This window comes from Rhizobium vallis (assembly GCF_003985155.1).
GTDB lineage: Bacteria > Pseudomonadota > Alphaproteobacteria > Rhizobiales > Rhizobiaceae > Rhizobium > Rhizobium vallis.
The window spans coordinates 892204-915855 of sequence record NZ_ML133686.1; the positions used below are offsets into that span (position 1 = coordinate 892204).

The 23652-nt window shown below is 61.7% G+C and carries 26 protein-coding genes and 1 pseudogene; 5 read left to right on the forward strand and 22 right to left on the reverse strand.

Annotated elements, in window-relative coordinates; translation table 11 throughout:
• Positions 1-27 precede the first annotated feature (27 nt).
• From hemW to rph, 4 genes are read right to left on the reverse strand one after another with little or no spacing between them, the layout of a single operon-like run.
• Positions 28-1230, reverse strand: a complete 1203-nt coding sequence (hemW, locus tag EFQ99_RS04435) for a radical SAM family heme chaperone HemW (protein WP_126919420.1) — start codon at positions 1228-1230, stop codon at positions 28-30.
• A 9-nt stretch (positions 1231-1239) separates the two neighbouring features.
• Positions 1240-1884 (reverse strand): RdgB/HAM1 family non-canonical purine NTP pyrophosphatase, encoded by a 645-nt coding sequence (rdgB, locus tag EFQ99_RS04440; protein ID WP_126919421.1) that lies wholly within the window; start codon positions 1882-1884, stop codon positions 1240-1242.
• Complete coding sequence (locus EFQ99_RS04445) at positions 1885-2310, reverse strand: VOC family protein (protein WP_126919422.1); 426 nt, start codon at positions 2308-2310, stop codon at positions 1885-1887. It abuts the gene before it with no gap.
• Positions 2307-3026: a ribonuclease PH gene (gene rph, locus EFQ99_RS04450; protein WP_126919423.1), complete on the reverse strand. Its 720-nt coding sequence runs from the start codon at positions 3024-3026 to the stop codon at positions 2307-2309. Before rph ends, EFQ99_RS04445 begins: the two co-directional genes overlap by 4 nt.
• Positions 3027-3152: 126 nt before the next feature.
• Here rph and hrcA point away from each other — a divergent pair, with 126 nt between their 5' ends.
• Both hrcA and grpE read left to right on the forward strand, forming a co-directional pair.
• Positions 3153-4241 (forward strand): heat-inducible transcriptional repressor HrcA, encoded by a 1089-nt coding sequence (hrcA, locus tag EFQ99_RS04455; RefSeq protein WP_126919424.1) that lies wholly within the window; start codon positions 3153-3155, stop codon positions 4239-4241.
• A 111-nt stretch (positions 4242-4352) separates the two neighbouring features.
• Positions 4353-4988, forward strand: a complete 636-nt coding sequence (grpE, locus tag EFQ99_RS04460; RefSeq protein ID WP_126919425.1) for a nucleotide exchange factor GrpE — start codon at positions 4353-4355, stop codon at positions 4986-4988.
• A 38-nt stretch (positions 4989-5026) separates the two neighbouring features.
• Here the strand turns inward: grpE and EFQ99_RS04465 are convergent, their stop codons facing one another.
• A complete protein-coding gene (locus EFQ99_RS04465; protein WP_126919426.1) occupies positions 5027-5971 on the reverse strand; it encodes a nucleoside hydrolase in 945 nt (314 codons plus the stop codon).
• Positions 5972-6272: 301 nt separating this feature from the next.
• Between EFQ99_RS04465 and EFQ99_RS04470 the strand changes: the two genes are divergently transcribed.
• Entirely contained in the window at positions 6273-6698 is a 426-nt protein-coding gene (locus EFQ99_RS04470; protein WP_008524633.1) for an Hsp20 family protein, read from the forward strand.
• Between the two features lie 47 nt (positions 6699-6745).
• Complete coding sequence (locus EFQ99_RS04475; protein WP_008524631.1) at positions 6746-7003, forward strand: BQ00720 family protein; 258 nt, start codon at positions 6746-6748, stop codon at positions 7001-7003.
• A 167-nt stretch (positions 7004-7170) separates the two neighbouring features.
• On the opposite strand, the gene trmB is transcribed toward EFQ99_RS04475, so the two are convergent.
• From trmB to EFQ99_RS04565, 16 genes and pseudogenes are all read right to left on the reverse strand, one after another.
• Positions 7171-7872, reverse strand: coding sequence for a tRNA (guanine(46)-N(7))-methyltransferase TrmB (gene trmB, locus EFQ99_RS04480; protein ID WP_126919427.1), 702 nt, complete (start codon positions 7870-7872; stop codon positions 7171-7173).
• Positions 7869-9122, reverse strand: a complete 1254-nt coding sequence (gene metK / locus EFQ99_RS04485) for a methionine adenosyltransferase (protein ID WP_126919428.1) — start codon at positions 9120-9122, stop codon at positions 7869-7871. The genes trmB and metK overlap by 4 nt, the downstream gene beginning before the upstream one ends.
• Positions 9123-9299: 177 nt before the next feature.
• The gene (locus EFQ99_RS04490) at positions 9300-9719 is read right to left on the reverse strand and encodes a helix-turn-helix domain-containing protein (protein WP_097615058.1); all 420 of its coding nucleotides are present in this window, start codon (positions 9717-9719) and stop codon (positions 9300-9302) included.
• Between the two features lie 151 nt (positions 9720-9870).
• The gene (lnt, locus tag EFQ99_RS04495; protein ID WP_126919429.1) at positions 9871-11475 is read right to left on the reverse strand and encodes an apolipoprotein N-acyltransferase; all 1605 of its coding nucleotides are present in this window, start codon (positions 11473-11475) and stop codon (positions 9871-9873) included.
• 66 nt (positions 11476-11541) lie between these two features.
• Positions 11542-12687 (reverse strand): hemolysin family protein, encoded by a 1146-nt coding sequence (locus EFQ99_RS04500; RefSeq protein ID WP_126919430.1) that lies wholly within the window; start codon positions 12685-12687, stop codon positions 11542-11544.
• Positions 12684-13199, reverse strand: a complete 516-nt coding sequence (gene ybeY / locus EFQ99_RS04505; protein ID WP_126919431.1) for an rRNA maturation RNase YbeY — start codon at positions 13197-13199, stop codon at positions 12684-12686. The genes EFQ99_RS04500 and ybeY overlap by 4 nt, the downstream gene beginning before the upstream one ends.
• On the reverse strand, positions 13199-14254 hold the full coding sequence (locus tag EFQ99_RS04510; RefSeq protein WP_126919432.1) for a PhoH family protein: 1056 nt from the start codon (positions 14252-14254) through the stop codon (positions 13199-13201). The genes ybeY and EFQ99_RS04510 overlap by 1 nt, the downstream gene beginning before the upstream one ends.
• Positions 14255-14272: 18 nt before the next feature.
• A pseudogene (gene miaB / locus EFQ99_RS04515) lies at positions 14273-15693 on the reverse strand (tRNA (N6-isopentenyl adenosine(37)-C2)-methylthiotransferase MiaB).
• Between the two features lie 319 nt (positions 15694-16012).
• Entirely contained in the window at positions 16013-16810 is a 798-nt protein-coding gene (gene olsA / locus EFQ99_RS04530) for a lyso-ornithine lipid O-acyltransferase (RefSeq protein ID WP_126919433.1), read from the reverse strand.
• A gap of 27 nt (positions 16811-16837) precedes the next feature.
• A complete protein-coding gene (locus EFQ99_RS04535) occupies positions 16838-17266 on the reverse strand; it encodes a Fur family transcriptional regulator (protein ID WP_126919434.1) in 429 nt (142 codons plus the stop codon).
• A 39-nt stretch (positions 17267-17305) separates the two neighbouring features.
• Complete coding sequence (locus tag EFQ99_RS04540; protein ID WP_208722719.1) at positions 17306-17806, reverse strand: GNAT family N-acetyltransferase; 501 nt, start codon at positions 17804-17806, stop codon at positions 17306-17308.
• Complete coding sequence (tsaB, locus tag EFQ99_RS04545) at positions 17803-18465, reverse strand: tRNA (adenosine(37)-N6)-threonylcarbamoyltransferase complex dimerization subunit type 1 TsaB (protein WP_126919436.1); 663 nt, start codon at positions 18463-18465, stop codon at positions 17803-17805. The genes EFQ99_RS04540 and tsaB overlap by 4 nt, the downstream gene beginning before the upstream one ends.
• Before the next feature lie 88 nt (positions 18466-18553).
• Positions 18554-19120, reverse strand: a complete 567-nt coding sequence (locus EFQ99_RS04550; protein ID WP_126919437.1) for a NifU family protein — start codon at positions 19118-19120, stop codon at positions 18554-18556.
• Positions 19121-19339: 219 nt separating this feature from the next.
• Positions 19340-19831 carry a universal stress protein gene (locus tag EFQ99_RS04555; protein WP_126919438.1) on the reverse strand — a complete coding sequence of 164 codons (492 nt, stop codon included), beginning with the start codon at positions 19829-19831 and terminating at the stop codon, positions 19340-19342.
• 83 nt (positions 19832-19914) lie between these two features.
• Positions 19915-20979: a tryptophan--tRNA ligase gene (trpS, locus tag EFQ99_RS04560; RefSeq protein WP_126919439.1), complete on the reverse strand. Its 1065-nt coding sequence runs from the start codon at positions 20977-20979 to the stop codon at positions 19915-19917.
• A 96-nt stretch (positions 20980-21075) separates the two neighbouring features.
• Positions 21076-21474, reverse strand: coding sequence for a VOC family protein (locus EFQ99_RS04565; protein ID WP_126919440.1), 399 nt, complete (start codon positions 21472-21474; stop codon positions 21076-21078).
• Positions 21475-21636: 162 nt separating this feature from the next.
• On the opposite strand from EFQ99_RS04565, the gene EFQ99_RS04570 reads away from it, so the two are divergent.
• Positions 21637-22065, forward strand: a complete 429-nt coding sequence (locus EFQ99_RS04570) for a YcbK family protein (protein ID WP_126919441.1) — start codon at positions 21637-21639, stop codon at positions 22063-22065.
• Between the two features lie 3 nt (positions 22066-22068).
• On the opposite strand, the gene murJ is transcribed toward EFQ99_RS04570, so the two are convergent.
• A complete protein-coding gene (gene murJ, locus EFQ99_RS04575; protein WP_126919442.1) occupies positions 22069-23649 on the reverse strand; it encodes a murein biosynthesis integral membrane protein MurJ in 1581 nt (526 codons plus the stop codon).
• Positions 23650-23652 lie beyond the last annotated feature (3 nt).

Sequence of the window (23652 nt, forward strand, 5' to 3'; positions counted from 1 at the left end):
GCCGCGTTGGAGTCCATGATGTGGATGTCAGCAGGCGAGATCAGCGACGACGGAATCGAGGATCAGCATGCCGGATGGCGTGCAGCGCAGGCGTGAATTGCCGATCCGCTCGATGAATTTGTGTTCGAGCAGGAATTCTTCGCGTTTCGGGTCGAGGTCGCGGCCCGAAAGCTGCTGCCAGCGGGCGAGGTCGACGCCTTCCCTCAATCGCAGCCCCATCAACAGCAGCTCGTCGGCCTGCTCCTCAAAGCCCAGCCGCTCCTGGTCGAGAATGCCATGGCCGTCGCGCTCGACCATGTCGAGCCAGGCTTCCGGCTTGCGCTCGGTGGCGGTCGCGATCTTCTCAGGACCGCGCGTCAGCCGGCCGTGCGCGCCTGGGCCGATACCGGCATAATCGCCGTACCGCCAATAGGTCAGATTGTGCCGGCTTTCAGCGCCCGGCCGGGCATGGTTGGAGACCTCGTAGGCCGGCATGCCCTGAAGCGCCGTGATCTCCTGCGTCGCCTCGTAGAGCAGCGCCGATTGCTCACCATCCGGCACGATCAGCTTTCCGGCCTTGTGCAGGCCGTAGAAGGGCGTGCCTTCCTCGATGGTCAGCTGGTAGAGGGAGAGATGGTCGACCGCATAGGAAATCGCCTCCTTCAGCTCTCTCTCCCATTCCTCGACCGTCTGGTCCGGCCGGGCATAGATCAAGTCGAAGGACATGCGCGGGAAGATGTCGCGAGCCAGCCGGATCGCCTTCAGCGCATCGGCGACGTCGTGCAGCCGGCCGAGGAATTTCAGGTCCCGATCGTTCAGCGCCTGCACGCCGAGCGATACGCGGTTGACGCCGGCCGCCCGGTAGCCGCGGAACCGTTCGGCCTCGACGCTGGAAGGGTTGGCTTCCATGCTGATTTCGATGCCATCAGGCACGTGCCAGTGCCGCGCAATGCCGCCGAGAATGGCATCGACCGTTTCCGGCTTCATCAGCGAAGGTGTCCCGCCGCCGAGGAAGATGCTCGTCACGGTCTTTGGCCCACTCATCGCCCTCACAGTCGCCATCTCTTTGAGGAAGGCTGATGTAAAGCGCTCTTGATCCACCGGCTGGTGGCGCACATGGCTATTGAAGTCGCAGTAGGGACACTTGGCCGCGCAGAAGGGCCAATGCACATAGACGCCGAAACCCGGCTCGCCGGTATCGGGCAAAAGTGCTGCATCGCGCAGCAGGTTTGGCGTCTCGAAATTGCCCACGAACCGACCCTATGCCTCCAGGCAGGTTTCGACGAAGAGCTTGAAGGCGCGGGCCCGGTGCGACAGCGCTTGCGGCTTGCCGACGTTCCAGCCGTGTTTTTCCTCGCTGCTCATTTCCCCGAAGGTGATATCATAACCCTCGGGCTGGAAGACCGGATCGTAGCCGAAGCCTTGGCCGCCGCGCGGCGGCCATGCGACGCTGCCTTCCACCTCGCCGCGGAACAGCTCCGTGTGGCCGTCCGGCCAGGCAAGGCAGAGCACGCTGACGAAGCGCGCGGTGCGCTGCTCCGGCGTCGTCGCGCCCGCATCCTGCAGCGCCTTTTCCACCTTCGCCATCGCCATGTCGAAATCGCGCGTGCCGTCTGATGTCTCCGCCCAATTGGCCGTGTAGACGCCGGGATCGCCGCCGAGCGCATCGACCACCAGTCCGGAATCGTCCGACAGCGCCGGCATGCCGGCGGCATTGGCCGAGGCGACTGCCTTGATCGTCGCGTTTTCCTCGAAGGTCGTGCCGGTCTCGTCAGGTTCTACGAAATTCAGCTCCGCCGCCGATCTGGCGGTAAAGCCGAGCGGCCCGATCAATTCCTGGATCTCGCGGATCTTGCCGGCATTATGGCTGGCGACGACGATGGTCTTCGTTTCGAGCTTGCGCATTCAGATATCCTGTTCGATGCCCCAGATTTTAGGCTCCGCGCATTCCAGGCTGTTGCCGGCCGGATCGCGGAAATAGATGGAGCGGCCGCCATTCGGCCAGCGCACCGTAGATTCAATTGTCACGCCGGCAGCTGTCAGCCGTTCGGCCATGGCATCGACATTGCGGCCGGACACCCGAAAGCAGGCATGGCCCTGGCCGCTCGTGCCGTGCGGCGGCACTTGCAGCGCGTCCGGCGCGGGCGGCTTTACCGTCTCCTCCGGATTGAAGATCAGGAGAACGCCAGGCCCGCAGCGGAAGAAGACATGCCGGTTGCCGGCACGCGTGATCTTTTCCAGCCCGAGAACGTCTTCATAGAACGCCTCGGCCTCATCGAGATCCCGCGCATAGAGCGCCGTTTCCAACATGCCTTCCAGCATGGAGTTCATCCCGCGATGGCCTCTTTCTGCAGGGCGACGAGTTCGCCGATGCCGTTCTTGGCAAGACCCATCAGCGAGCTGAATTCTTCTTCGCTGAACGGCGTGCCTTCGGCCGTGCCCTGGATTTCGACGATCCCGCCGGCGCCGGTCATGACGAAGTTCGCATCGGTCTCGGCCGAGGAATCCTCGAGATAGTCGAGATCGATGACCGGCTGGCTGGCGAAAATACCGCAGGAGATGGCGGCGACATGATCCTTCAGGACCCGGTCGATCTTGATCATGTTGCGGCTTTCCATCCATTTCAGGCAGTCGTAAAGCGCGATCCAGCCGCCGGTGATCGAGGCCGTCCGCGTACCGCCATCGGCCTGGATGACATCGCAATCGAGCGTGATCTGCCGTTCGCCGAGGGCCTGCAGGTCGACGACGGCGCGCAGCGACCGGCCGATCAGCCGCTGGATTTCCTGCGTGCGGCCGCCCTGCTTGCCGGCTGCGGCTTCGCGCTTCATCCGCTCGCCGGTCGCCCGTGGCAGCATGCCGTATTCGGCCGTGACCCAGCCCTTGCCGGTATTGCGCAGCCACGGCGGCGTCTTGTCCTCGAGGCTTGCCGTGCAGAGAACATGCGTATCGCCGAACTTCACCAGGCAGGAGCCTTCCGCATGCTTGGAGAAGTTGCGCTCGAACGAGACCTTGCGCATCTGGTCGGTTTTTCTGCCTGAAGGCCGCATTCTTATCTCCTGGAGTTGCTGACCGCTTCTACGATTGGCCGCGCCTATTTGCAAATTCCCTTTTGCCACGGGTGCGAGTTTGACTATATTTTTGGAAAGCATCATCAGCGTGGGTTCGGGAAGTTCATGGGCATCAGGTCGACGTCGGTTTCGGATGCCGTTGCTGCGCTGGACGAGCGATCCAGGGAGATTTTTCGACGCATCGTCGAAGGTTATCTGGAAAGCGGCGAGCCGCTTGGCTCGCGCAACCTGTCGCGCCTCCTACCGATGTCGCTCTCGCCGGCCTCCGTGCGCAACGTGATGAGCGATCTCGAAGATCTCGGCCTGATCTATTCCCCGCATGTCAGCGCCGGCCGGCTGCCGACCCAGATCGGCCTGCGCTTCTTCGTCGACGCCTTCATGCAGGTCGGTGATCTCTCGGCCGAGGACCGTGCCAATATCGATCGCCAGGTGCGGGCCGAAAGCGGCGGCAATCCGGTGGAATCGATGATGAACGAGGCAAGCCGTATGCTGTCGGGTATTTCGCGCGGCGCCGGCCTCGTCATCACCTCGAAAAGCGATCCGGTGCTGAAACATGTCGAATTCATCCGCCTTGAACCGACGAAGGCGCTCGCCGTACTCGTCGGCGATCACGATCAGGTGGAAAACCGCATCATCGAGCTGCCGGCGGGTGTCACCTCTTCGCAGCTGACCGAGGCGGCAAATTTCCTCAATGCCCACATGTCCGGCCAGACACTGCCGGAGTTGCGCAAACAGCTCAGCCAGCTGAAGGATGACGTCCGCCACGAGCTCGACGCCCTGTCGCGTGATCTCGTCGAGCGCGGCATCGCCGTCTGGGCCGGTAGCCCGGACGAGGGAAAGCCTGCCCAGCTGATCATCCGCGGCCGCGCCAACCTGCTCGAAGGCCTCGCCGGCGCCGAGGATCTCGACCGGCTGCGCCTGCTGTTCGACGATCTCGAGAAGAAGGACAGCCTGATCGAGATCCTTAATCTGGCCGAAACCGGTTCGGGCGTGCGCATCTTCATCGGCTCGGAAAACAAGCTCTTCTCACTGTCCGGTTCGTCGCTGATCGTCGCACCCTATCGTGACGAAGACGATCGGATCGTCGGCGCCGTCGGCGTCATAGGCCCGACTCGGCTCAATTATTCCCGCATCGTGCCGATGGTGGATTACACCGCCCAACTTATCTCCCGCCTTTCGCGCAATCCGCTCTGACCCCGCCCTTGTTGACGACGCGGAATTTTCGCTTCTTTGTCACGCAGACTTGATTTTTTTCGGTCAAACCTCGATATCGGGCGCATCTGAAGATACCAACCGGAGACCGTCATGACCGATGAAACGACGAAAAACGGACCTGACGCAACTGCGGCCGATGCCGCAGCCGACGCCGCCGCCTACGTCGAGACCGATACTGCCGAGCGTGGGGAGGCGAGCCAGCCGGATCCGCTTGAGCTTCTGAAGGCCGAAAACGGCGAACTGCGCGACCGCTATCTTCGCCTTGCCGCCGAGATGGACAATCTGCGCCGCCGGACCGAACGCGAGGTGAAGGATGCCAAATCCTATTCCGTCGCCGGTTTTGCGCGCGACATGCTTGCCGTCTCGGACAATCTGCGCCGGGCGCTGGATGCCATCTCTCCGGAGACCAAGGCCGCGGCCGATGCCGGCCTCACCACGCTGATCGAAGGCGTCGAGATGACCGAGCGAGCCATGCTCTCGGCCCTTGAGCGTCATGGCGTCCGCAAGCTGGAGCCGGTCGGCCAGAAGTTCGATCCGAATTTCCATCAGGCGATGTTCGAAGTGCCGAACCCTGAGGTGCCGAACAATACGGTCGTCCAGGTCGTGCAGGCAGGCTTCACCATCGGCGAACGCGTGCTGCGTCCTGCCATGGTCGGTGTCGCCAAGGGTGGCCCGAAGCCGGTCGAAGCCGAAGCCAATTCCGTCTTCGACGAAAAGGACGCCTGAGACCGCTTTCCTCCCTTAACGAGGACGAAGCCGGAAGGTCAGATGCGGGCGAAGCGTTCGATCAGCAGATCGAAGAAGCCGTCCGCATCGACGAAGCGCATGACCTTCGCATTGCGCTTGCGCTCGGTCACATGCCACCAGTCGACGACGGTCATCCCAACGGTAAGCTCGGACCGGATTTCGATCTCGACGTTGCAGTCCCGACCCTTGAAAAGCTCCGGCTTCAGCAGGTAGGCAACGACGGTGGGGTCATGCAGCGGTCCGCCGTCGGAACCGTATTTCTCGATATCGAAGCGCTCGAAGAATTCCAGCATCTCGACCATCGCCTTAACAGGCGCCGTGCCGATCTCGGCCATGCGCTTCACCCGGTCCTTGCGGGTCAGCAACTGATGCGTCACGTCAAGCGGCATCATCACGATCGGAACGCCCGAGCGGAAGACGATGTCGGCTGCCTCAGGATCGACATAGATGTTGAATTCGGCTGCCGGCGTGATGTTGCCGCCCTCGAAGAAGCCACCGCCCATCATCACCAGCTCGCGGATGCGGGGGATGATGTCGGGCGCCTTCTGGAACGCCATACCGATATTGGTAAGCGGCCCGAGCGTGCAGAGCGTCACCGCGCCTTGCGGTTCGCCCCGCAGCGTTTCGATGATGAAATCGACCGAATGACTGGGCTGCAGCGCCATCGTCGGCTCGTTGAGTTCCGGGCCGTCGAGGCCGGTCTTGCCATGCACGTGTTCGGCCGTCACCAGCTTGCGGGCAATCGGCTTGTCTGCGCCGGCGAAAACCTTGATGTCTGTTCGGCCGCAGAGTTCGCAGACAATGCGCGCATTGCGGCTCGTGAGCGAAAGCGGCACATTGCCGGCAACCGTCGTAATCCCCAGCACTTCCAGTTCGTCGGGGCTGCCGAAGGCAAGCATGATGGCGGCCGCGTCGTCCTGACCGGGATCCGTGTCGATGATGATCTTTCTTGCGCTTGCCATTCCGATCGTTCCCATCCTCGTGGTGCCTTACACATCCGGGCGACATGCATGAGCTCGGCATGCACCAATTTCTTCATTTCCCGTCGCAAATCAGCACATTTCGCGTCGGCACGTTTTGATGCGAGGCAGCAGGCGCTTTGTCAAGCAGGGAGGAGGGCGCCGGCTTAGCCGAAAATCGAGGAGGCGACGCCGGCGGCTCGCCTGCGCCTTGCAGGGGCGGGGTCCTCTCCCCATATTAGCGCTATCCGGATGCTGCATCTAAGGTCCGGGATGGTCGCTTGCATCAAGGACTTGAAAAAAGATGAGCCGCATTACCCCTTTCGCCAGCCCGCTGCTTCTGGGCTTCGACGCCATGGAAAAGACGCTGGAGCGGATTTCCAAGGCAAGCGACGGATATCCGCCCTACAATATCGAACGCATCGCTGCCGATAGCGGCGCGCCTGAGCGCCTGCGCATTACCCTTGCCGTCGCCGGTTTCAGCGAGGAAGAACTCGATGTTTCCACCGAGGAAAACCAGCTTTTGATCCGCGGTCGTCAGGCCGAGCAGGGTGAGCGGGATTACCTCTATCGCGGCATCGCCTCCCGGCAGTTTCAGCGGACCTTCGTTCTTGCCGACGGCATGCAGGTGCTCGGCGCCGGCCTGAAGAACGGCCTGCTCTCCGTCGATCTAATTCGTCCGGAACCCGCCCGCATGGTCAAGAAAATTAACATTTCGGTCTCACAGTAGCACAACGGTTTGTTGAACCGTTGGTCCCTTCTCCCGGAGGAACAGGAATGTTGATGAAAGAAGCCACATCTCACTTGACCAAATCCGAGCTTGCCCACATCGGCAACGGCGAGGTCGCCTACATCAGAAAAATGCGGACCGAGGAAGTCGCCAAGTGCTTCCCGGAGGCGCCGGATATCGATCCGAATGTCGATCTCTGGGCACTCTTCGGCGCCGACGGTACGCCGATCCTCTTGACGGACAACCGATCCAGCACCTTCTTCAAGGCTGCCGAGGACGAACTGAAGACGGTCAGCCTGCACTGACCGTCAATAGCATCCGTCGCATTTCGCTGCTTGCGGTGCGCCGTCGCTCTATTCGATTTTGCTGCGGTCGGGGCTAATGTCGCGACTTTGCGCGCTGCCTCTCTTTACAGTGAAGCGCGTCTTTTAGCCGGCCGGGGATATCGCGCCCGCCGGCTTGCCTCAGGGGCTTATATCTTCCTGAATGTCAGATAGGCCGAAGACCGGCCCTCACGCCGCGCCTTCGCCTCATAGCGCGTGCTCGGCCAGCCCTCGTAGGGCGTCAGCCAGTCCGCCGCATTTTCGGCGATCCAGTCGAAGCCGCCATGGTCGCGGCATTTGAGCAGCGTCCAGTTCACATAGGTGTCGATATCGGAGGCAAAGCAGAACAGGCCGCCGGGCTTCAGCACGCGGTGAAATCGGTCGAGATTGGTCTTCGAGACGAAGCGCCGCTTCCAGTGCTTCCGCTTCGGCCAGGGATCGGGATAGAGCAGGTCGATCTGATCGAGCGAGCCATCCGGCAGCCAGTCGAGCAGTTGCGTCGCGTCGTCGTTATAGACGCGGATATTGCGCGCGCCGGTCTCGCCGATGCGCGACAGTAGCTTCTGCATGGAATTGACGAAGGGCTCGACGCCGATGAAGCCGGTCGATGGCGTCTCCAGCGCCCGGTGGATCAGGTGCTCGCCGCCGCCAAAACCAATTTCCAGCCGCAATCTCTCGACAGGAACCGGGAAGAGCGATTTCGGCGGCTCCTGGGGAGCCGCCGAGAGATCGATGAGGAATGCCGGCAGCAGGCTGTTCAGCGTTTCAGCCTGCTGTTCGCGCAGGGCCTTTCCCTTGCGGCGACCGAAAAAGGCTTCGGTCGCGCGGCCCCGGCGTTCCATATCCGTCATGCAGCGGCCTTGGTCTTCACGGCTTCCTTGAGTGCCTTGACGAGGTCGGTGCGCTCCCAGGAGAACGAGCCGTCGCGGCCGGCCTTGCGGCCGAAGTGGCCGTAAGCCGAGGTCTTGGCGTAGATCGGCTTGTTGAGGTCGAGATGGCGGCGGATGCCCGACGGCGACAGATCCATGTTCTGGCGGATCGCAGCTTCGACCTGGTCTTCCGAAACACCCTTGCCGGTGCCGTGCAGGTCGACATAGATCGACAGCGGCTGGGCGACGCCGATGGCGTAGGAGAGCTGGATCGTGCAGCGGTCGGAAAGGCCGGCGGCCACGACGTTCTTGGCGAGGTAGCGGGCGGCATAGGCGGCCGAACGGTCGACCTTCGTCGTGTCCTTGCCGGAGAATGCGCCGCCGCCGTGCGGAGCGGCACCGCCGTAAGTATCGACGATGATCTTGCGGCCGGTGAGGCCCGCATCGCCGTCCGGTCCGCCGATGACGAACTTGCCGGTGGGGTTGATGTACCACTTGCAGTCTTCAGCAATCTTCAGCTCGCCGAGCGCTTCGCGGATATAGGGCTCGACAACGGCGCGCACCTTGTTCGAATCCCAGCTCTCGTCGAGATGCTGCGTCGAAAGCACGATCGAGGTCGCTTCCGACGGCTTGCCGTCGACGTAACGAACGGTCACCTGGCTCTTGGCGTCGGGGCCGAGCTTGGCGACTTCGCCGTCACCCTTCTTGCGGGCGACTGCGAGCAGCTGCAGGATCTTATGGGAGTAGTAGATCGGAGCCGGCATCAGGTCGGGCGTTTCCTTGCAGGCGTAACCGAACATGATGCCCTGGTCGCCGGCGCCCTCGTCGCCCTGCTGGTCGGCAGCACTGTCGACGCCTTGCGCGATGTCGGCCGACTGCGAGTGCAGCAGCACGTCGATCTTTGCCTTCTTCCAGTGGAAGCCGTCCTGCTCGTAGCCAATGTCCTTGATGGCGCGGCGGGCGGCGGCCTTGAACTTCGACGGGTTGATGACGTCGTTGCCGTCCTTGTCCTTCTTCATCAGGCTCGGCGGCAGGCGGACTTCGCCGGCGATGACGACGCGGTTGGTCGTTGCCAGCGTTTCGCAGGCGATGCGCACGCCCCACGGATTGACGCCGGTCTTGGCCGCTTCGCGGTAGACCAGATCGACGATCTCGTCGGAGATGCGGTCACACACCTTGTCCGGATGACCTTCGGCAACAGATTCGCTGGTAAAGAGATAATTCGCGCGCATTCCGGGATTCCCCTCAAAGAACAAAAGCTAGCTAGTAGGTACTCAGTTCGTGGCCTGATGACAAGCGCAGAAGGACATAAATATATCTTTATATCTGCGGCAAAGTGACAAATTTTGCCCCAAAAACGCAAAAAAGCGGCCTTTCGACCGCTTTTCGAATTCTGCGATGACGATGGTTCAGTCGGCGTCGGCTTCGGCGGCCAGCGCTTTCACCAGCTCCACGACCTTGCGGCGAACCTTGGGATCGGAAATCTTGACGAAGGCGCGGTTAAGCTGCAGGCCCTCCGAAGAAGAGAGGAAATCGACCACGTAATTCGAGCTGGAGGCTTCGGCCATGCCACCGACAGCGCCGGAATGCTCGCCGGGCGCATCCTCGAAGAAAAAGGAAACTGGAACATTGAGAATGTTCGAGATGTTCTGCAGGCGGCTTGCGCCGACGCGGTTGGTTCCCTTTTCGTATTTCTGGATCTGTTGGAATGTAATGCCGAGGCTTTCGCCAAGCTTTTCCTGGCTCATGCCCAGCATCGTACGTCGAAGGCGAATACGGCTGCCGACATGGATATCGATCGGATTCGGCTTCTTCTTGTTTTCAATCATGGTCGTGCCCTAGCTAAGAATTTCAACTTGTTTCTAACCGGCATGCCCCAGATCCATCCCAAAACGCCACGTTGCAAGGAGTGGGAACCCACTCATAAACATACGTTAAGAACGCCGATTGTCACTACTATGCAATTTTAGGGGTTTTTGGTCAATTCAACCCTAAAATAAAACCTGCGCGAGAAATTAGCGCAATCAAAATCAGCAATGCCTCAGTCAACCAGAAGTATGTTTGATGGGGGTATGTGGTTCCGAACCCATCGCCGATCCTATCGACGGTTGCATCAATGAACCCGGTTTCTCCAAGATCGAGGCCCGCGACAATTTCCCCATGTGCGTTTACCAGCGCTGAAATGCCGCTATTGGCGTCGCGAATCAGCGGCAAGCCGGTCTCGACCGCCCGCACGCGTGCCTGCTGGAAATGCTGATAAGGGCCTGGCGTCATGCCGAACCAGGCGTCGTTGGTAATATTGAGGATGGCGTTCGCGTCTTTTATGTCGCCGGTCATTTCGCCGGGAAAAATGATCTCGTAGCAGATCAGCGGAAAGAGATTGAGCCCGCCGGGCAGCGCCAGCAGATGCCGGGTGGCGGCGGCGGAAAATCCTCCCGGTATTTCGACGACGTTCTGGATGCCGAATTCGGTGAGTACGTCCTCGAAGGGCAGGTATTCGCCAAAGGGCACCAGATGCACCTTGTCGGAGGCGGCGATGATCTGGCCCCTGCCGTCGATCACATAGATGGAATTATAGTAGCGCACCGGCGTGCCAGGCCCCATCTCCTCGGCCCGCACGGCGCCGGCGATCAGGATCTGGTTGTCGTCGAGCGTATCGGCGATCCGCGTCAGCGCATCCTGGTTGTCGGTCAGGATGAACGGGATCGAGGTTTCCGGCCAGACGATGATGTCAGGCTTGCGCCCGCCGTTTTTCGGCGCTTCGGCCGAAAGCTTCAGATGCGTCTCGAAGATTGCGCTGCGGTCGGCGTCGTTGTCCATCTTCGCCGCCTGGTCGATATCAGGCTGGACCAGCCGCACCACCGGCCGCTTGTCTTCAGGCAAGGCCGCAGCCTGCGGCGCGAGGTAGAGGGCATAAGCGCCGTAGCCGAGATGGGTGGCAAACAGCAGGGCGGCGAGCGTGAGGCCCGGCCGCGCGCCTTGCCGCGTCCCGGCAAGGGCGGGGGCGGAAAAGACGAAGACGGCGAGGGCCGTCACCCCCATCGCCCCAATCACATGCGCCGACTGCATCATCAGCGGGACGGGCATCATGCCGTAGCCGATGGCGTTCCAGGGAAAGCCGGTGAAGATCACGCTTCGAAGCCATTCCACGAGCCCGAAGGCTGCCGCAAGTGCGGCGATCCGCCCCATGCCATCAGACCAGAAGACACGGGCAAGCGCGGTTGCCAGGCCATAAAAGATCGCAAGACAGGCCGGTAGCCCGAGGATAGCGAGTGGCAGCGCCCAAGCGAATTCCTCCTGATCGACCAGAAGCGCATGACCGAGCCACCAGAGACCGGCGACAAAATAACCGAAGCCGAACAGCCAGCCGACGGTGAATGCCGGCCACAGCCTGCCGATCAGCCCGCTTTCAGGCGAAGCCGCCGCGCCGTCGATCAGCCAGACGAGCAGGGTGAAGGAAACGAACATCGCCGCGAAGAAGCCGAAGGGCGGTAGCGCCAGTACGGCGAATGCTCCGGCTGCAACGGCCAGCAACGACCGTTTGAACCCCCAGACGAGGATAACCCTGTCCGCAAGCCGCTCCATGCGCACTCCCATCAAACCGCGAATCAACCCGTTCGCAGTCTTTCAAAAAAGCGGCTCTTTGTCGTGTCAGTTGGCGGTCGATTCGGCCGGCCGGTCGTCGCCGGCATCGGAGCCGGGGGCGACGTCACCGTCCACCTTCGCACGGCGGCGGATGGCGTGGCGCTTGCGGGTGATGCGCAGCCGCTTGATGCGGCGCGGATCGGCGTCGAGGATGTGGAATTCGAAGTTCGGAAGCGCCTGGACGACCTCGCCGCGTACCGGGATACGGCCGAGCGCGGAGAAGATCAGGCCGCCCAGCGTATCGACCTCGTCGACCTGTTCGCTGATGTCGAAATCCGGCCCGATCGCTTCGGCGATTTCTTCCAGTTCGACACGGGCGTCGGCGACGAAGACGTCTTCGGCGACACGCTTGAACATCACCTCTTCGTCATCATGCTCGTCGTCGATATCGCCGACCACCATTTCGACGATGTCTTCATGCGAGGCGAGCCCGTCGGTGCCGCCATATTCGTCGATGACGAGCGCCATCTGCGTGCGGTTCACCTGCATGCGGCGCAACAGGTCGGACGCCAGCATCGACGGCGGCACGAACAGGATCTTGCGGATGATGCCGGCCTCGGCCAGCGTCTTCTGCAGGTCGACGCGGGCGAGATCGAAATTCGGCTTGGCCGAACGCGTGGGCTTCTGGATGTTCTCAGGCGCCACCTCGATCGCCGGCAGGGCGGCGGCGGGTTTGGCCGGTCCGCGGCGCTTGTTGCGCGCCTGCTTGGCGACATAGGAGAGCAGGTCGCGGATATGCACCATGCCGCGCGGATCGTCGAGCGTATCGGCATAGACGGGCATGCGGGAGCGGCCGGATTCCTCGAAGAGGATCATCAGTTCGCCGATGGTGATATTCTGGTCCACCGCCTCGATATCGGCGCGCGGCACCATCACGTCGGCGACGCGCACCTCGCGAAAGCGCAGGATGTTGTGCAGCATCGCCCGCTCGTCGGGCGAGAAGGCATCGTCGCCGGCCGCATCGGTCATCAGCGCGTCGGCGAGATCCTCGCGCAGCCGCGATCCCTGCTGCGGGCGAAGGATGCGCGCGGCGCGCGACCAAAAGGATTGGGATCGGCCGGATGGCCGACTACTACTGCCCGCCTCGTCCGAAGAAGAGGATGGCTCGGAGTCCTTGGCGTCTGCCGCCGGCTTCGTCGTAAAGTCGCTCATGGTTCCATTTTAAGGTCTTGACCCTCGTAAGGATCAGATAGGCCGAGCTGCGCCAAAATGCGAGTCTCCAGCCCCTCCATAATTTCGGCTTCGGCACTATTCATATGGTCGTAGCCGAGAAGATGCAAGAAACCATGGACCAGAAGATGCGTCAGATGGTCGTCGAAACTCTTTTCGAGCTCGTGAGCTTCCCGCTCCACGGTCTCCTTGGCGATGATGATGTCGCCGAGCATCGGACCGGGCATCTTGCCGGGTTTGACAGGAAAGGCCGGAAAGGAAAGCACGTTGGTCGCCTTGTCCTTGCCGCGCCATTCGGCGTTGATGTCCTGGATCGAGGCATCGTCGGTAAAGACCAGCGAAACCTCGGGCGGCATCTTCGGAAAAGGCTGCTTCTCGCTGTCGTGCAGATAGACTGCGGCGGCGGTAAGCACGCGCTGGCAAAACGCCAGCAGCGCCTCTTCGGTGGGCCAGCCGATGTCCTCTATGCTGATCTGGATATCGAGTTCGGCCATCAGTCCTGCCGGCTGGCTTCTTCAGCTTCGACGGCGTAGGTGGAATCATAGGCCCTGACGATGCGCCCGACCAGCGGGTGCCGGACGACGTCGGTATCCTTGAAGCGCACGATCGAGATGCCCTCGACGCCGTTCAGAAGCTGCAGCGCCTCGACGAGGCCGGATTTGACGCCGCGCGGAAGGTCGATCTGGCTCGGATCGCCGGTGACGATCATGCGGGCGTTTTCGCCGAGACGGGTCAGGAACATCTTCATCTGCATCGATGTCGTGTTCTGTGCTTCGTCAAGGATGATGGCGGCGTTGGCAAGTGTTCGGCCGCGCATGAAGGCGAGAGGCGCGATTTCGATGACGCCGGCGGTGATCGCCCGATCGACCTTGTCGGCAGGGATCATGTCATAGAGCGCATCATAGAGCGGGCGAAGATAGGGATCGACCTTTTCTTTCATGTCGCCGGGCAGGAAGCCGAGACGTTCGCCGGCTTCGACGGCAGGACGCGACAGGATGATCTTTTCGACCGCGCCGCGCTCCAGCAACTGGGCGGCATGTGCGACGGCGAGATAGGTCTTGCCGGTGCCGGCGGGGCCGACGCCGAAGACGAGCTCGGAGCGCTCGAGCGCCCTGATATAGGCGTCCTGGGTCGGCGTGCGGGCGATGATCGTTTTCTTGCGGGTGGAAACCTGTGCCATGGTCAGCTTGGCTTTGCGTTCCATTGTGGGAAGGCTGAGCTGATCGTCGGCGGCGACCGCCATGCGGATTGCGCCCTCGACGTCGGATCGTTCCACGCTGCCGCCTTTCTGGAGCTTTTCATAGAGATAATCGAGCGTGCGCCGCGCCTGGTTGGTGGTCACGACGTCGCCCGTGATGACGACCGAATTGCCGCGCGCCCGCGCATCGATGTTGAGCCGTTCCTCGAGCAGCTTGAGGTTCTGGTCGAATTGACCGAACAGCTCGCTGGCGAACCGGTTGTTCTCGAACGTCAGGACGAAGTGATTGGTATCGCTCGGCGTGCGGGGGGGATGGCGCGGTGAAGAAGAAACCAATTCTTGTCCGTTCAAGCGGTCAGGCTCCTTGGGTTAAACCGCAGCCTCTGCGCGTTCGGCAAACAGGCTGTTGGTTCCGGTTCCGGTGATTCGCACTTTAATAATGTCACCGATTTGCGATGCTTTTGCATCAACATTCACTGATTGAAGCCAGGGAGAACGTCCGATTAGTTGTCCCAGCATGCGACCGGGCTTTTCGAGCAACAGGTCGATCTCCTTGCCGATGCAGGATTCGGCAAATTCCTGCTGCTGCTTCAGGAGAAGCGCTTGCAGGCGATCCAGCCGTTCTGCCTTGATCTCTTCCGGCACCTGGTCCTTCAGTTCCGCGCCGGGTGTGCCCGGCCGTGTCGAGTATTTGAACGAGAAGGCCTGCGCGTAACGCACCTCCTCTACAAGTCTCAGTGTATCCTCAAAATCCTGGTCTGTCTCCCCCGGAAACCCGGTGATGAAATCGCCCGACAGCGCGATGTCAGGCCGAACCGTGCGGATGCGCTCGATCAGTGTCAGATATTCGGCCGCCGTGTGGCGCCGGTTCATCGCTTTCAGGATACGGTCCGAGCCCGATTGCACCGGCAGGTGCAGGTAGGGCATCAGCGCCCTGAGGTCGCCATGGGCGCCGATCAGCCGGTCGTCCATGTCGCGCGGATGGCTTGTGGTATAGCGCAGCCGCGCAAGGCCCGGGATCTCGGCAAGACGGTAGAGCAGGTCGCCGAGGCTCCATGCCTCGCCGCCCGGTCCGGCGCCGTGCCAGGCATTGACGTTCTGCCCGAGCAGGGTGATCTCGCGCACGCCGCTGTCGGCGAGCTTTTCGGCTTCCTCGACGATCTGGGAAACCGGGCGTGAGACTTCAGAACCGCGCGTATAGGGCACGACGCAGAAGGTGCAGAACTTGTCGCAGCCCTCCTGCACCGTCAGGAAGGCAGTGACGCCGCGGGCGCGGATCTTTCGGCTGTCGGCGATCGGCAGATGCTCGAACTTGTCCTCGATCGCATATTCCGTGTCGACCACGCGGCGGCCCAGCTTGGCCTGTCGTAACGCCTCCGGCAGGCGGTGATAGGTCTGCGGGCCGATGACGACGTCGACGGCCGGCGCCCGGCGCAGGATCTCCTCGCCTTCGGCCTGGGCGACGCAGCCGGCAACGCCGATCATCATCTCCCGGCCGTCCGCCGCCTTCTTCTTTTTCATCTCGCGCAGTCGTCCGAGCGCCGAATAGACTTTTTCGGCCGCTTTTTCACGAATATGGCAGGTGTTGAGGAGGACGAGATCCGCCTCTTCCATGTCTTCCGTCGGCTCGTAGCCGTCGCGGGCGAGCGCATCGCTCATGCGCGTCGAATCGTAGACATTCATCTGGCAACCATAGGTCTTGATGAAGACCTTGCGGTTGTTGCTGCCGTCGCGGGGGCTTCGTTGGGAGTTGCCGCCGGGGCCTGGAGAAGGGCGCTGTCCTGTGTCATGGCGCGCTATTTAGTGGTTTTTGCCGCCAGAGAAAATCGAAATCTTGTTTAGAGCCTTTCCTGGTCAGATTGAAGCATTCTGCCGGAGCAGGTTTTTGTCAGGGCAAAGGCGATTGGCGAAGGGCATACCCCTAGGTACGTCCGAGCCGATCGCCTTTGATCCTGGCGCAAAGATGCCCGGCCCTTCGGGTTGGCTGAAACGGGCCGGCTGATCGACCGGCCGGCTTGGCCGTAGAGCTGGGCTACGACGCGCGCCGGCCGGTCGACCATCCGACTCCGTTTGAGCCAACAGAATGGTTCAATCTGACCAGGAAAGGCTCTAGAAGATTTCCCGCCCGCGCAGGCGGCTGTTCAGCAGATTGCGAATGCGCAAGGCGATCGTTGCGCTCACCTCCTTGCGGTTGGTGTCGGTACGATATTCCACCGCCTCGCCGAAGGAAACCTCGGCGTCGATGGCCCCGCAGCGCAGGATATCCATCAGGTGCGGCAAGAGCTCGATATCACCCGGCCAGGCGGCGAGCGGCCTGTGATAGCGACCCATGGCGATGCCATGCACCCTCGTATAGGCGACGGCCACCGGCTGCACCACGACCGTTCCCGTCGGCGAAGCGGGCACGGCCATCGCGGCGGCGCCGAACAGCGAGGATTTCACTTCCAGCAGCCGGTTGCCATCAGATGTCGTTCCCTCGGGAAAGAGCACCACGATTTCGCCGTCGGCCATGCGCCCGGCGATCTCGTTTGCCTGATGGCCGGTCTTGCGCTTCTCCTCGCGCACGACGAAGACGCTCTTCTGCAGCTTGGCGAGCGTGCCGAAGATCGGCCAGTCCCGCACCTCGATCTTGGCGATGAAGGCGACGTCGGCGACGGTCGACATCACCATGATGTCCATCCAGGATGAATGGTTGGAGCAGAGCATCAGCGGCCGGCGGTCTTCGAGCTTGCCCGTCACGCGGACGCGGATGCCGAGGCAATAGCAGATCACGCGGTGCCAGAGGCGCGGAAGCCGGCGTCGCAGCCGCCAATCGAAACGCAGGGCCAGCACCTGCAGCGGTATGAGCACGATGCTGACGGTGACGATGACGACCGCAGCGAAGGCGATGCGCAGCCAGGCGATCAAATGCTGGTCTCCCGGGCTGTCATTGCGTCAGAGATCTTCTTTCTTCAGCGGAATGCCGTAGAGCTCGAGGCGATGGTCGACCAGCCGGAAGCCGTGCTCGCGGGCGATGCGCTCCTGCAACGCCTCGATCTCCGGCGAGCGAAATTCGATGACCGTGCCGTTCTTCAGGTCGATGAGGTGGTCGTGATGCTCCTCGGGCACAGTCTCATAGCGCGAGCGCCCGTCGCGAAAGTCGTGACGGGCGATGATGCCGGCGTCTTCGAACAGCTTGACGGTGCGGTAAACCGTCGAGATCGAGATCTTCGCATCGACCTTCACCGAGCGGCGATAGAGTTCTTCGACATCGGGGTGGTCCTGCGAGTCTTCCAGGATACGCGCGATCACGCGGCGCTGCTCGGTCATGCGCATGCCGCGTTCGGTGCAAAGCTCCTCAAGGGTCTTGGCTACGTCGGTCATGGCCCGCCTTTACAAAGATATACTTATTGCGACAGGGAACTACCGAAGAACGCGCTTCATGACAAGCGCCGTGGAGAGGGCGCCATTCTCCTGCTTGTAGTAACCCTGACGTTCGCCGACCTTCTCGAAGCCGAGCTTGCGGTAGAGGCCAAGCGCTGCCGTATTGCCGTTGTCGACCTCGAGAAACATGCTCTCGCCGCCGCGTGCTCGTGCTTCCCGAATTGCCGCCTGCATCAGCCGCCAGCCGAGCCCGGAACGGGCGACCTTCGCCTGCACGGCGATGGTGAGGATTTCCGCCTCGCCGGCGACATGGCGAGCCAGGATGAACCCCGGAAGCGGCTTTTTCAGGATGGCGTTGGTCTGGCGCGCGACGAAGCCGAACACGGTCTCCTGCGAAAGCAGGCTGTGGAATTCGCCGTCACCCCAGGGCCGGGCGAAGCGTTCGCCGTGCAGGACGGCGACATCACGGCAATCCTCGCGTTCCATGGCGATGATCTCGAATTCGGGCTTCAGCGTCAGATAGGCTTCCAGCATCGTCATACTCGTCGGGCAATCGCATACCCGGCCTGCGGTTTGGCATCGGGTCCGCGCAGATAAAGGGGCTTCGGCTTTCCGGCATCGGGGGAGGCGGCAGCACCGAGGCGCGCCACAATGGAGATCGGGAATATGTTGGCGTGATCGCCGCCGGCGTCGGGCCGCAGAAGCGGCGTCGCCGAGCCGGTGATCTCGCCGTCGAAGCCGGCAGCATATGCCTGGGCTTGCGCGACACTCAACGCCCGTGGCTCATCGAGCGGGGAGCCGTCGGCAGCGAAGGGCTGAAGGTAGATTTCATCCCGCTTGGCGTCCATCGCCGCCAGCACGGTGCGGCCGGGTGTCTTCTCGCGCCGGGCAGTTGCCATGACTTCGAGCGTCGTGACGCCGACAGCAGGTACATCGAGGGAGAGCGCAAACCCGCGGGCTGCGGCAACGCCGACGCGGATGCCGGTAAAGGAGCCGGGACCGATTGTGACGGCAAGGCGGTCAATATGAGAAAGCGTCACTCCGGCCTGGTCCAGCGCGCGGTCGACGATACCAATCAAATGTTCAGCATGCCCCTTGCCGATCATGTCCGATGCCTCCCCCAGCACCGTATTCCTGCCGCTGTCATAGACAGCGGCAGCGCAATCCACACCTGCGGTGTCGAGCGCTAGAATGATCATGCCACTAATTTCCGAAAAAACTATTGTCGCCTATTCATAAATCCGTCCGGCCGAACCGGAGATGAACGGCCGGGCGAATTCGAGCTTTCTAAGCGGCAATCACTTCCTGCACTTCCGGAACGAAATGGCGCAGCAGGTTCTGGACGCCATGTTTCAACGTTGCCGTCGAAGACGGGCAGCCGGCGCAGGAACCCTTCATGTTCAGGTAGACCTTGCCGTCCTTGAAGCCGCGGAAGGTGATGTCGCCGCCGTCTTGGGCAACGGCGGGGCGCACGCGGGTCTCCAGAAGCTCCTTGATGGTCAGCACGATCGACTCATCGCCTTCGTCGAAGAATTCGTCGCCGGCATCGACGTCCTCAGAGAGAATGGAGGCATCGCCCATAACAGGCTTGCCGGACATGAAATGCTCCATGATCGAGCCGAGGATGGCGGGCTTCAGATGCTGCCACTCAGCATCGTCCTTGGAGACGGAAATGAAATCATAGCCGAAATAGACGCCGGTGACGCCGGGGATTTCGAACAGGCGAGCGGCGAGCGGTGATGCCTCGGCCTCTTCGACACTGCGAAACTCGGCCGTGCCGGTTTCCATGACCACTTTGCCCGGCAGGAACTTTTGCGTGGCGGGGTTTGGCGTGGCTTCGGTCTGAATGAACATCTGGCTCTCCGTGCGGCAGGCTCGTGACCTCGGCCGTCTTTAGAATTCTTCAAAAGAAAATAAGCCCAATGCGGGCTCTATTCAAGAGACTTCTAGTCAAGAAATGCTGGAACAGGATGATTTTAGGACCGGTCGGCCTAAATCCAGAATCCTGTTCTAATTTAAATAGTTAGAGCATGCTTCCGTCCGAAAACCGCTCATATTTTTCCGCGTCATGCGTTAGCAGAGAGCGTCGATTTCCTCATTCGTCAGCGTATCCGGCAACACGGTGACCGGGATCGGAAACGCTGCTGCGCGCCCGGCAACCGACGAGACCAGCGGACCTGGACCTTCCTTCGCCGAGCCGGCGGCAAGAACGAGGATCGCCACATCGCGGTCTTCCTCGATCATAGCGTTGATCTGCTCGGCAGCGCCGCCCTCGCGGATGACGATCTCGGGCTCGATGCCGATCGTTTCGCGCACGATCTGCGCGATCTTGGCAACGACCGCCTCGGCTTCCTCGCGCGCCTCGGCCCGCATGATCTCCTCGACGCCGAGCCATTGCTGGAAATCGCCGTCGGGGATCACATAGAGCAGCACCAGGCCGCCATTGGAATTCTTCGCGCGCCGGCCGGCATAATGAACGGCGCGCTGGCATTCGGGCGTACCGTCGATCACCGCCATGAACTTGCGGCGATGACCTTCGAGCCGTGAGAGTCGCTTCGATACCATGGCGCGGACTCTGACACCCGAAGCCGAAAAATTGCAAGCTGAGTTTTCGCCCTTCGTCCCCGAAGGAGACGAGGGGATATGCCTCAATAAAGGAAGCCGATGACGTCGCGTACCTGCTTCATCGTTACCTCGGCGCGAGCCCTTGCGCGTTCGCCGCCGTTACGCAGGATCGCGTCGATATGGCTGGTATCGTCCATCAGCCGGCGCATCTCTCCGGTGATCGGCGCAAGCACGTGGATCGCCAGATCGACCAACGCCGGCTTGAAGATGGAGAACTGTTGGCCGCCGAATTCGGCGAGCACCTCGGTCTTCGATTTGTCGGCGAGTGCGGCATAAATCGCCACCAGATTGTCTGCTTCCGGCCGCCCCTGCAGCCCTTCGATTTCGCTCGGCAAGCCGTCCGGATCGGTCTTCGCCTTGCGGATCTTCTTAGAGATCGCATCCTCGTCGTCCATCAGATTGATGCGCGAGAGGTCGGAAGGATCCGACTTGGACATTTTCTTGGTGCCGTCGCGCAGCGACATGACGCGCGGCGCCGGCCCGCCGATCAATGGCTCGACCATCGGGAAATAGGCATGCACGGGCTCGTCGCCGACGGTGATGTCGATGCCGTAACCCGTCCTACGGATATGTTCGGCATAATCGAGGTTGAACTTCATCGCGATGTCGCGGGTAAGCTCCAGGTGCTGCTTCTGGTCCTCGCCAACAGGTACATGGGTGGCGCGATAGGCGAGAATGTCGGCAGCCATCAGGCTCGGATAGGCGTAAAGGCCGAGCGAGGCCTGCTCTCGGTCCTTGCCGGCCTTGTCCTTGAACTGCGTCATGCGGTTCATCCAGCCGATGCGGGCGACGCAATTGAAGATCCAGGCGAGCTCGGCATGCTGCGGCACGGCCGACTGGTTGAAGACGATATGCTTTTCCGGATCGATGCCGGCGGCAATGAAGGCGGCGGCGATAGAGCGCGTCTGGCTCGGCATGTCGTCGTGGACGAGTTGAGCGGTGAGCGCGTGCATGTCGACGACGCAGTAGATGCAGTCATTGCCTTCCTGCAAGGCTACGAACCGGCGGATCGCGCCGAGGTAGTTGCCGAGATGCAGGTTGCCGGTCGGCTGCACGCCGGAGAATACAAGTTTCTTGAATTCGCTCATGTCGTCCTCAATAGGCTGGTGGAGGGCCCCAGGGCCAGTTGCCCATGTTGCTAACGCCGCGGCTTATGCACGGGCAGCCGGTCGCAATCAAGAGGTTCAGGCTGCGGCATGCTGGATCAGGTCGAAGGTGTTGCCGTAGGGATCCGCAAAGACCGCGACCGTGCCGTAGACCTCATGCCGCGGCTCTTCCAGAAAGCGCACCCCGGCGGCAAGCATGGCGGCATGATCGCGGGCGAAATCATCGGTCTTAAGGAAGAAGCCGACGCGGCCGCCTGTCTGGTTGCCGATCGCCGCCCGCTGCGTGTCGTTTGCCGCCTGCGCCAAGAGAAACGCGGCGCCACCCCCGCCTTTGGGCTTCACCACCACCCAGCGTTTGCCCTCCGGCTGCTGCTCGTCCTGCAGGCAATCGAAACCGAGGGCGTCGCAATAGAAGGACTTCGCACGGTCGTAATCGTCGACGACGAGGGTGACAAGGAAAAGCGACTGGATCGTCATGCGGTCTCCCGTTTGGATGTCTATTCCATTTTATGACAGGTGAATCCCAGATTTTAAGCCGAATTGATCAGGGTGTTTAGTCATAATTGAGTATAAAATTTCACAGAAAAGCTTTTATTGAACTGAAAATCCTCGTTCGCGTGATAACCGACCGGAGGGACCATGCAAAACGCCAGTTTGCTCGCCATGGCAGGCCTTTTCGCCCTACAATCAGCAACCGGCGCCGTTGGTCAAGACGCCAAAAGGCTTGCCGTTTATCTTCCCAAACACGAGGCGCGCCTCGCCTACGCGATCCAGACCATCAGTGTTCGCGCCGGCTGTTTTCCCACGCGCCTGCGGGCGATCCTGTCGCATATCGCCGCAAAGACCGGGCGCCGTCCGATCGTAACGTCCGGCCACCGGCCGCACCCGAGCCGTCATGGTTCCCTGCATGGAAAATGCCTGGCGGCCGACATCAGGATGCCGGGCCTGTCAGAACGAACAATCATTGCAGCGGCAAGAAGCGCCCCCGGCATCGGCGGCATCGGCAGCTATTGCAACGGCATCGTTCATGTCGATGTCGGACCGCAGAGGCGATGGGTTGACTGCTAGAGTTCACACGTCCTTTGCCGGAACCGGCTTGCGGTTCAGATTGCGCCTTATCATGCCGAGATCGGCCCCGCCGATCAGGAAGGCGGCGGCGAAATAGACCAGCATGGAGATCGCAATCAGCAGCCCGAGGGTGCCGATTTTGGTCAAGAGCGGCGCACCGGAAGCAAGCCAGGGTGCCCAATACTGCTTGAGGAAGACGATTGCGACGCCCATCACCGCCGCAGAGGCGATCAGCAACACGGCGCGCTTTGCCAGCGCCCATTCCCATGTCAGGTGGCCGCGGCGCAAAAGTGTGGTGAACAGCAGGACCGTACTGATCCAGCCGGCGGTGGCTTCGGCAACGGCGATGCCGGGTGCGCCCATATAGGGGAAGAGCGTGAGTGCGGTGGCGCAATTGGTTGCGACCGCGACCGCCGAGAAGCGCATCGGCGTCTTGGTATCCTCGCGGGCATAGAAGCCGGGCTGCAGCGCCTTGATCAGCACGAAGGCCGGCAGGCCGATGCCGTAGATCGCCAGGATCGAGCCGACGACGGCGGTGTTTTCCTGATGGAAGGCGCCGCGCTCATAGAGCACGCGGATGATCTCGTCGGAGAGAATCCAGAGGGCGAAGGCGGCGGGGATCGTCAGGAACAGCACGAATTCGATCGAGCGGTTTTGCAGGTTTCCGGCCTCGCGCAGATTGCCGCCCTTCAGCGCCCGGGCAAGCTCCGGCAGAAGCACGACGCCGACGGCCACACCAACGACGCCGAGCGGCAGCTGGTAGATGCGGTCGGCATATTGCAGCGCTGCAATCGCGCCGTCACGCGAGGAGGCGATCGCCTGGCCGATCAGCTGGTTGATCTGGGTGATGCCGCCGGTCACCGCGGCCGGCACCGCCAGGATCAGCAGGCGCTTGACGTTCGGCGTCATCTTCGGGAAACGGAAGCCGATGCTCATGCCGGCGGCAAGCACGCCGACATAGACGACGGCGAGCTGCAACACGCCGGCGGCAAGAACGCCCCAGGAGAGATACCAGGCCGTCGCCAGCGGATCGGCGCCGGTATAGAGCGAATAGAACAGCGCCCCGATCATCACCACGTTGAGGAAGACGGGCGCGATGGCGGCGGCGAAGAAATGATGCAGCGAATTCAGCATGCCGCTCATCATCGCCGTCAGCGACATGCACATGAGATAGGGAAACATCACGGCCGCCATGCGGATCGTGATCGAGAACTTGTCGGGATCGTCGGCAAAGCCCGGCGCGATGACGAAGCGCACCAAGAGCGGCATGGCAAGCTCCATCACGATGGTGATGAGGAGCAGCACCGAAAACAGGACGCCGAAGACTTCTTCCGAAAAGCGCTTGGCGCCTTCTGTGCCGTTAGCCTCGATCTCCTTGGCAAAGAGCGGCACGAAGGCTGCGTTGAAGGCGCCTTCGGCGAACAGCCGGCGGAAGAGGTTCGGAAAGCGGAAGGCGGCGTAGAAGACGTCGGCCATCGGCCCGGTGCCGAGGGCAGCCGCCATCAGCGTTTCGCGGGCGAAGCCGAAGATGCGGCTGCCGAGGGTGGCACCGCCGACGGTCGCGAATTTCTTGACGAGGCTCATGCG